General features: G+C 40.5%; 6 protein-coding genes. 4 read left to right on the forward strand and 2 right to left on the reverse strand.

Going from position 1 to position 6677, the window contains the following annotated elements:
* Positions 1-174 precede the first annotated feature (174 nt).
* Both M9R32_RS15575 and M9R32_RS15580 read right to left on the reverse strand, forming a co-directional pair.
* On the reverse strand, positions 175-1059 hold the full coding sequence (locus M9R32_RS15575; protein ID WP_269927652.1) for a cation diffusion facilitator family transporter: 885 nt from the start codon (positions 1057-1059) through the stop codon (positions 175-177).
* Positions 1060-1105: 46 nt separating this feature from the next.
* Positions 1106-2458 carry a hemolysin family protein gene (locus M9R32_RS15580; RefSeq protein WP_269927653.1) on the reverse strand — a complete coding sequence of 451 codons (1353 nt, stop codon included), beginning with the start codon at positions 2456-2458 and terminating at the stop codon, positions 1106-1108.
* A gap of 203 nt (positions 2459-2661) precedes the next feature.
* On the opposite strand from M9R32_RS15580, the gene chrA reads away from it, so the two are divergent.
* The 4 genes from chrA to M9R32_RS15600 all read left to right on the forward strand — a co-directional run bounded on the left by chrA (position 2662) and on the right by M9R32_RS15600 (position 6436).
* Positions 2662-3849: a chromate efflux transporter gene (chrA, locus tag M9R32_RS15585; RefSeq protein WP_269927654.1), complete on the forward strand. Its 1188-nt coding sequence runs from the start codon at positions 2662-2664 to the stop codon at positions 3847-3849.
* A 15-nt stretch (positions 3850-3864) separates the two neighbouring features.
* Complete coding sequence (kynU, locus tag M9R32_RS15590; protein ID WP_269927655.1) at positions 3865-5136, forward strand: kynureninase; 1272 nt, start codon at positions 3865-3867, stop codon at positions 5134-5136.
* Positions 5137-5757, forward strand: coding sequence for an arylformamidase (gene kynB, locus M9R32_RS15595; RefSeq protein ID WP_269927656.1), 621 nt, complete (start codon positions 5137-5139; stop codon positions 5755-5757).
* A 130-nt stretch (positions 5758-5887) separates the two neighbouring features.
* Positions 5888-6436 carry a hypothetical protein gene (locus tag M9R32_RS15600; RefSeq protein ID WP_269927657.1) on the forward strand — a complete coding sequence of 183 codons (549 nt, stop codon included), beginning with the start codon at positions 5888-5890 and terminating at the stop codon, positions 6434-6436.
* The last annotated feature ends 241 nt before the right edge of the window (positions 6437-6677 follow it).

Raw genomic sequence — 6677 nt, forward strand, 5'->3', positions numbered from 1 at the left:
AGGTAAAACCGTGGCTTGTTTTTTTATAGTTTAAGGTAGGGCAGGGCCGGCCACGAAGACTCCTGTGGGAATAGCTTGAGCTGAAGACCCCCGAAGGTGGCTGAAGCCAAGCCCACGGAAAGCGAAGTGGCCGTCCCTGCCTTTTTTATATACATCCCAATTCACTTAGAAATGCTAAGTTTGTTTAACTGACTCGATATGAGGTTCAATGTGAACCAGAACCATGCAGAAAGGCTTTACTAAATGTATTTTCTTTTCTATTTCTTCTGTGATGCGATGACTCTCCACTACATTTAATGATGGATCAACTGTGACCGTTAAATCAACCAACATTAGATTTCCATGCATTCGTCCTTTGAAATCCTCTAAGTGAATGACACCCTGTACTTTTCGAACGAGCACTGAAAGTGTTTCCACCTCATCTTCATTAAAACCATCGGTCAGCGTATGTACCGCTTCATTGAATATATTGTAAGCCGTTTTCATAATTAGAAGTCCAACCAAAATGGCCGTTATTGAATCCAGTATAGGTAACCCGAAAATAGCAGCCAATATCCCGATGGTTGTTCCAATACTGACGAGTGCATCTGAGCGGTTATCATACGCTGCTGCTCGTACAGCGGAGCTATTGATTCGGTTAGCCAACCGTAAATTGTAAAGATACACGACATACATCACGATGGCACTTCCTGCGGCTACAAATGCCGTCAACAGGGATGGTGTTTCGTGAACCGGGTTAAACAGGTTTTTTCCTGCATTGATTAATACTTGTAATCCGACAGCAGCCATAATAAAGGAGGCGACAAGGGAAGCGACTGTTTCGGCACGAAGATGACCATAATGATGATTTTGATCGGGGGGCTTTTGTGAAATTCGAAGTCCGATTAAGACGGCAATGGAAGCGGCGATGTCCGTAGAATTATTGAGACCATCTGCTTTTAACGCTTCGGAAGTACCGATATATCCGATAGTCAATTTAATAGCGCTCAGAATTAAATAGGTACCGATGCTTATCCAAGCACCTTTTTCCCCTTCGCGTAAATGTGTATATAGCTCCAATTTGTTTCCTCCTTGCAAAACTTTCACACATAAGAAAACGACCCTCTTAGTGAGAGTCGTTTCTTTCTAATTTTTCTTCAATCATATCATCGATTTCTTGTTTAGTTAACTTAATGACTTCAAGATACAGTATGTGATGACCTTCCATATCTTTAATCGTGAATTCGTATCCTTGTTCAATTATTTTTTCACCTTTAATGGCTTCAAAATGTTTAGTCAGGAACCAACCACCGATTGTGTCGATATCTTCTTCATCAATGTCGATGCCCAGAATATCGTTGACATTTTCAATTAAGATTTTGGCATCCAGTATATAATGGTGATCGCCAAGTTTTTGAACTTCAGGCAATTCATCATTATCAAACTCATCCCGGATATCTCCGACAATTTCTTCAAGAATATCTTCGATGGTCACGAGTCCGGATGTTCCACCATATTCATCCATCAATACGGCCATATGAATTCGTTCGCGTTGGATTTTCAATAATAATTCACCAATTGGAATTGTTTCAATGACACGAATAATTGGTTGCATATAATCAATGACCGGTCGATTTATATTTTCCGTATCTTTAATATAAGCAGTCAATAAGTTCTTCATATTAACAAGACCGATTACGTGATCCTTATCGCCATCTGTAACTGGATAACGCGTGTATTGTTCGACGTTTACTTGGTCGAACACCTGGCGAAGAGTTGTATCTTTATCAATGGTGCTCATCTCGGTACGGGGAGCCATGATTTCTTTGGCAATCCGATCGTCAAATTCAAAAATCTTGTTTACAAACTTATATTCAGATTGGTTAATCTCGCCACTTTTCAAGCTATCCGATAGGATCATACGAAGCTCTTCTTCCGTATGTGCCAGTTCTGATTCAGAAGCCGGCTTTAAGCCAAATAAGCCTGTAAGTGCTCGAGCGGAACCATTCAAGAATTTAATAATTGGATACATGATGCGGTAGAACCAAATCAATGGTTTCGCTGTAAACAAGGCAACTTGTTCCGCTTTTTGAATGGCTAACGTTTTCGGTGCCAATTCACCGACAACTACGTGCAAAAATGTTACGAATGAGAACGCAATTCCGTAAGAAAGGATATTCGACATGCTATCGCTTAGCTCGAAACGCTCAAATAGTGGATGTAATAATAGCTCGACAGTAGGTTCTCCAAGTAAACCGAGACCTAATGCGGTCATTGTAATACCCAGCTGACAGGCTGATAAATATTCATCTAAATTTGAAATGACACGTTTTGCAGATATCGCACGTTTATTTCCTTCCGCAATCAATTGATCGATGCGGGTAGATCTCACTTTTACAATAGCAAACTCACTTGCAACGAAGAATGCCGTAAAGGCGATTAAGACAGCAAATGCTGTCAATCGTATGGCTATGTCCAAAGAATTCCTTTGTTCCAGACCCGAATGAGGGGGAGAACAAAGTGTACACCTCCTGTTTTCTAAAAAATAGTTAATACCTATAATAATAATTTACTCGCGTATAAAAGACAAATATTACTTTCTATACGTATTAATCCTTTAAACGCGTTTGTTCTTTTTGTATCATATAAGAAGAGACTTATATGTGAAGGAGTGATGTAATAATGGAAAAAACAAAAAAGGGCCGTTATCTTGAAATCCTGTCCGCTTCAACCAAACTTGGTTTAACATCCTTTGGAGGACCGGCAGCACATCTCGGCTATTTTAGAGATGAGTATGTACAAAAGAGAAAATGGCTGGATGACAAACTGTATGCAGACCTGGTGGCCTTATGCCAGTTCTTGCCTGGTCCAGCCAGTTCACAAGTAGGGATATCAATCGGCATGTTACGTGGTGGATTACTCGGTGGGATTTTATCTTGGATTGGTTTTACGCTACCATCAGTCTTCCTACTAATGGCCTTTGCCTGGATTATTATGCAAACAGGTTCATTTGAAAGTGGTTGGATTCAGGGGCTGAAAATCGTTGCTGTTGCTGTTGTTGCACATGCTTTGATGGGAATGGGAAAATCGTTAACACCTGATCGCCCAAGACTTACCGTCGCCATGATTGCCGCCTCTGCCACACTTTTAATTCCAACAGCGTGGGGACAAATCCTGATCATCCTATTGGCTGGTGTTTTTGGAGTCATTTATTACAAAAATGAAAAAGCCCCAGATGCTGTGGAAATGCCATTGACTTTCGGCAAGAAAACAGGAATTATCGCATGGATTCTGTTCTTTGGACTACTGATTCTATTGCCTGTTTTCAGACCATTTGTACAAGCTGTCTGGTATGCAATTTTTGATATATTCTATCGAGTCGGCTCAATCGTTTTCGGTGGAGGGCATGTAGTCTTGCCGATGCTTGAACGAGAAGTTGTACCGTCTGGCTGGATGTCATCAGAAGCATTCATTGCCGGTTATGGAGCTGCACAAGCTGTACCAGGTCCTTTGTTTACGTTATCTGGTTACTTGGGGCAAATTATGGGTAGCTTTTCTGGAGCGGCGATTGCCGTGGTTGCCATGTTTTTACCATCTTTCTTACTTGTGGTGGGAACGTTGCCATTTTGGGCAGTGATTCGTACGAAACCTAGAATTCAAGCGGCATTAAAAGGTGTAAATGCGGCTGTAGTAGGAATATTATTGGCAGCTTTATATGACCCAGTCTTTACGAGTGCGGTACATGACCCGATTGATTTTGTCATTGTGTTAATTTCCTTTACTCTGTTAGTATTTTATAAACTGTCACCTTGGATTGTCGTCATTATCACTGCAATTTTAGGTGCTTTGAGCTTTGCTATGTTTGGATAAAAGGGAGAGATGGCTTTGGATACGACTGTGCAATATGCAAAAGAGATGGACCAGCAGGATAGAATGCGCACTTTTAAAAATGAATTCTACTTACCAGAGAATCAACTATATATGGATGGAAACTCTTTGGGGCTCATGTCAAAGCGCTCAGAAGCAACGCTAGAAAAATTGGTAGCAAGCTGGCGTGAAAGAGGGATTGATGGGTGGACAGAAGGAGAAGATCCTTGGTTTACCTATCCGGAAAAGCTTAGTGAACGCGTGGCCAAAATAGTCGGTGCAAACGGAAATGAAGTGATGGTCACTGGCTCCATTACCGTGAATATTCACCAAATGCTTTCTACTTTGTTCCACCCGACACCTGAAAAATCTGTCATTGTCGTGGACGAACTGAATTTCCCTTCTGATATATATGCGGTAGAAAGCCACTTGAAATTGCGTGGACTAGATCCAGCGGTATCGATGCGTAAAGTGAAAAGTGAAGATGGGTATACATTGACACTGGAGGCAATTGAAGAAATGCTGACGGATGACGTTGCTATTCTAATGTTGCCTTCCGTATTATATCGAAGCGGTCAATTGTTGGACTTGAAACGTATAACAGAAATGGCGCATGCAAAAGGAATCTTAGTAGGCTTTGATTTGGCTCATTCTATCGGGTCGGTTCCACACCAATTACATAACGATCAAGTGGATTTTGCAATTTGGTGCCATTATAAATACATGAACAGTGGTCCTGGTGGGACAGGAGGGCTCTATATTCACGAACGTCATCATCATGAGCTACCAGGTCTTGCAGGTTGGTTCGGTTCAGATAAAACGAAACAATTTGATATGTCCCATGACTTCACAAAAGCGAACGGAGCGGGAGCTTATCAAATCGGGACCCCTAATTTATTCAGTACTGCTCCTCTTAGCGGAAGTGTTGAGCTTTTTGAAGAAGCAGGGATGGACGCTGTCCGTTCGAAATCCCTTGCATTAACTAAATATTTACGAGATTTGATTCAAGCGGAAGTAGGGTCATTTGATTTTGTTGATGTCACGCCGCTTGCAGACGAATCCAGAGGTGGTCATATTGCTCTGGCACATCCTGAAGCTGCTCGAATTTGTAAGGCATTGAAAGAAGCGAATGTCGTTCCTGATTTCAGAGCACCAGATATTATCCGACTAGCGCCAATCAGTTTCTATTCAAGTTTTGAAGATGTTTGGGAAATGGTTCAACGCTTAAAAACGATTATGGTTGAAGAGACATACAAAACGTTTTCAAATGAACGAAACGTGGTGGCTTAAATGAAAATTCACGACATTTCGATGTTATTGAATAAGAACGTGGCAGAATGGCCAGGAGATACGCCTTTCCAATTTCATGTTAACTGGACAAAGGAACAGAGTGGTTCGGTAAACGTTGGACAAATTACGACGAGTACACATATCGGTACCCATATTGATGCGCCTTTTCACTTTGATGAAAATGGGGAAAAGGTTCACGAACTTCCATTGGAAAACTATATCGTCGAGGCGATTGTGGTTGATGTGAGCGGAAAAGACCTCATCTCAAAAGAAGTTTTGAAAGGACTAACACCTGGAGAAGCAAAAGCTGTTCTTTTTCGAACAAATGCCTGGCAGCAAAGAGATGTCTTCCCGGAAGAAATTCCAGCCTTTGATGTCGATGTTGTGGAGTGGATGGTTGAAAACGGAGTAACTTTGTTTGGAGTCGATTTGCCTTCAGTTGATGCAATTACAAGCAAAGACTTGCCGATGCATCACGCTTTAGGAACTGCAGGTCGCTACATATTAGAAGGACTTGTATTGGATGAAGTTAGAGAAGATACCTATCAATTAATTGCACTGCCCTTAAAAATTGAAGGAGCAGATGGAAGTCCTGTCCGTGCGGTGTTAATTGAAAGATAAAATGAAGACCTTGGCAGAAGTGCCAAGGTTTTGTTGTATATAAAAAGCCTTTGAATATAGGAATTGTAATTTTTACAAATTTTTCTAGTAATTGTGGTAAACTGAAATTAATGAGGGGGTATTTATTTCAATGGACTATGAACGCAAAAGTTTATACTGGATTTTCGCTCTGCTTTTATTGATCATAGCGCCAATTGTCATTTTGATTACTCCTATGATTGTTTCCTTAACCATATCTGACTCTCGTGACAAAATAGTTTTTATTCCTTTAAGTACCAGTATGGTGATGTATGCTTTAGCATTTTTAGTTGTCATTGTGTTGTTTTGTGTCATGTATTTTTCAAGATCAGTCTTATTTAATTCGATCACGGGCATAATCGTTTTTATTGGGTTCATCTTTATGTTTAGTCAAGGAGTTCAAAATTACGTCTATTTACATCAGGACTATATTGAATATAATCCCGTGTGGGGATCTAATGCATTATACAATTGGGGAGAACTTGCGAGTGTATCACACGAGATGTATGACGAAGATTTAGACCGTGATGAAAAGTATATCTTTGAGTTCAAGGATGGATATACATTTGAGTTTTTAGTTTCTGGGCTTGTGAATGCTGAAGTTCAAAGTAAAATATATCAAAAGTTAGTACAGCTGGATGTGCCATATAAGGAATATTGATAGACTATAAATTCAACGTGTATAAAGCAAATAGTAGGGGCTGTCTCAAAAGTCATATTAGTAGACTTTTAAGGACAGCCCCTTTTCATATCATAATAATGGATTCCGTTACAGGCGGACGCTTTCCGCGGGCGGTCCGTGAGCCTCCCTCTATGAATGTTGCTATATCAACGCTTAAACTATCTTTGGAGTGATGAAAAATATTTTCATCACTCTTTTCTTTGAACTCTTTTCTAATAAT

It is taken from the genome of Paenisporosarcina quisquiliarum (assembly GCF_027563315.1).
GTDB lineage: Bacteria > Bacillota > Bacilli > Bacillales_A > Planococcaceae > Paenisporosarcina > Paenisporosarcina quisquiliarum.

Bases quoted from the DNA above. Each gene is read 5' to 3' on its own strand.
- chrA (WP_269927654.1), top strand. From the start codon at position 2,662: ATGGAAAAAACAAAAAAGGGCCGTTATCTTGAAATCCTGTCCGCTTCA.
- kynB (WP_269927656.1), top strand. From the start codon at position 5,137: ATGAAAATTCACGACATTTCGATGTTATTGAATAAGAACGTGGCAGAA.
- M9R32_RS15600 (WP_269927657.1), top strand. From the start codon at position 5,888: ATGGACTATGAACGCAAAAGTTTATACTGGATTTTCGCTCTGCTTTTA.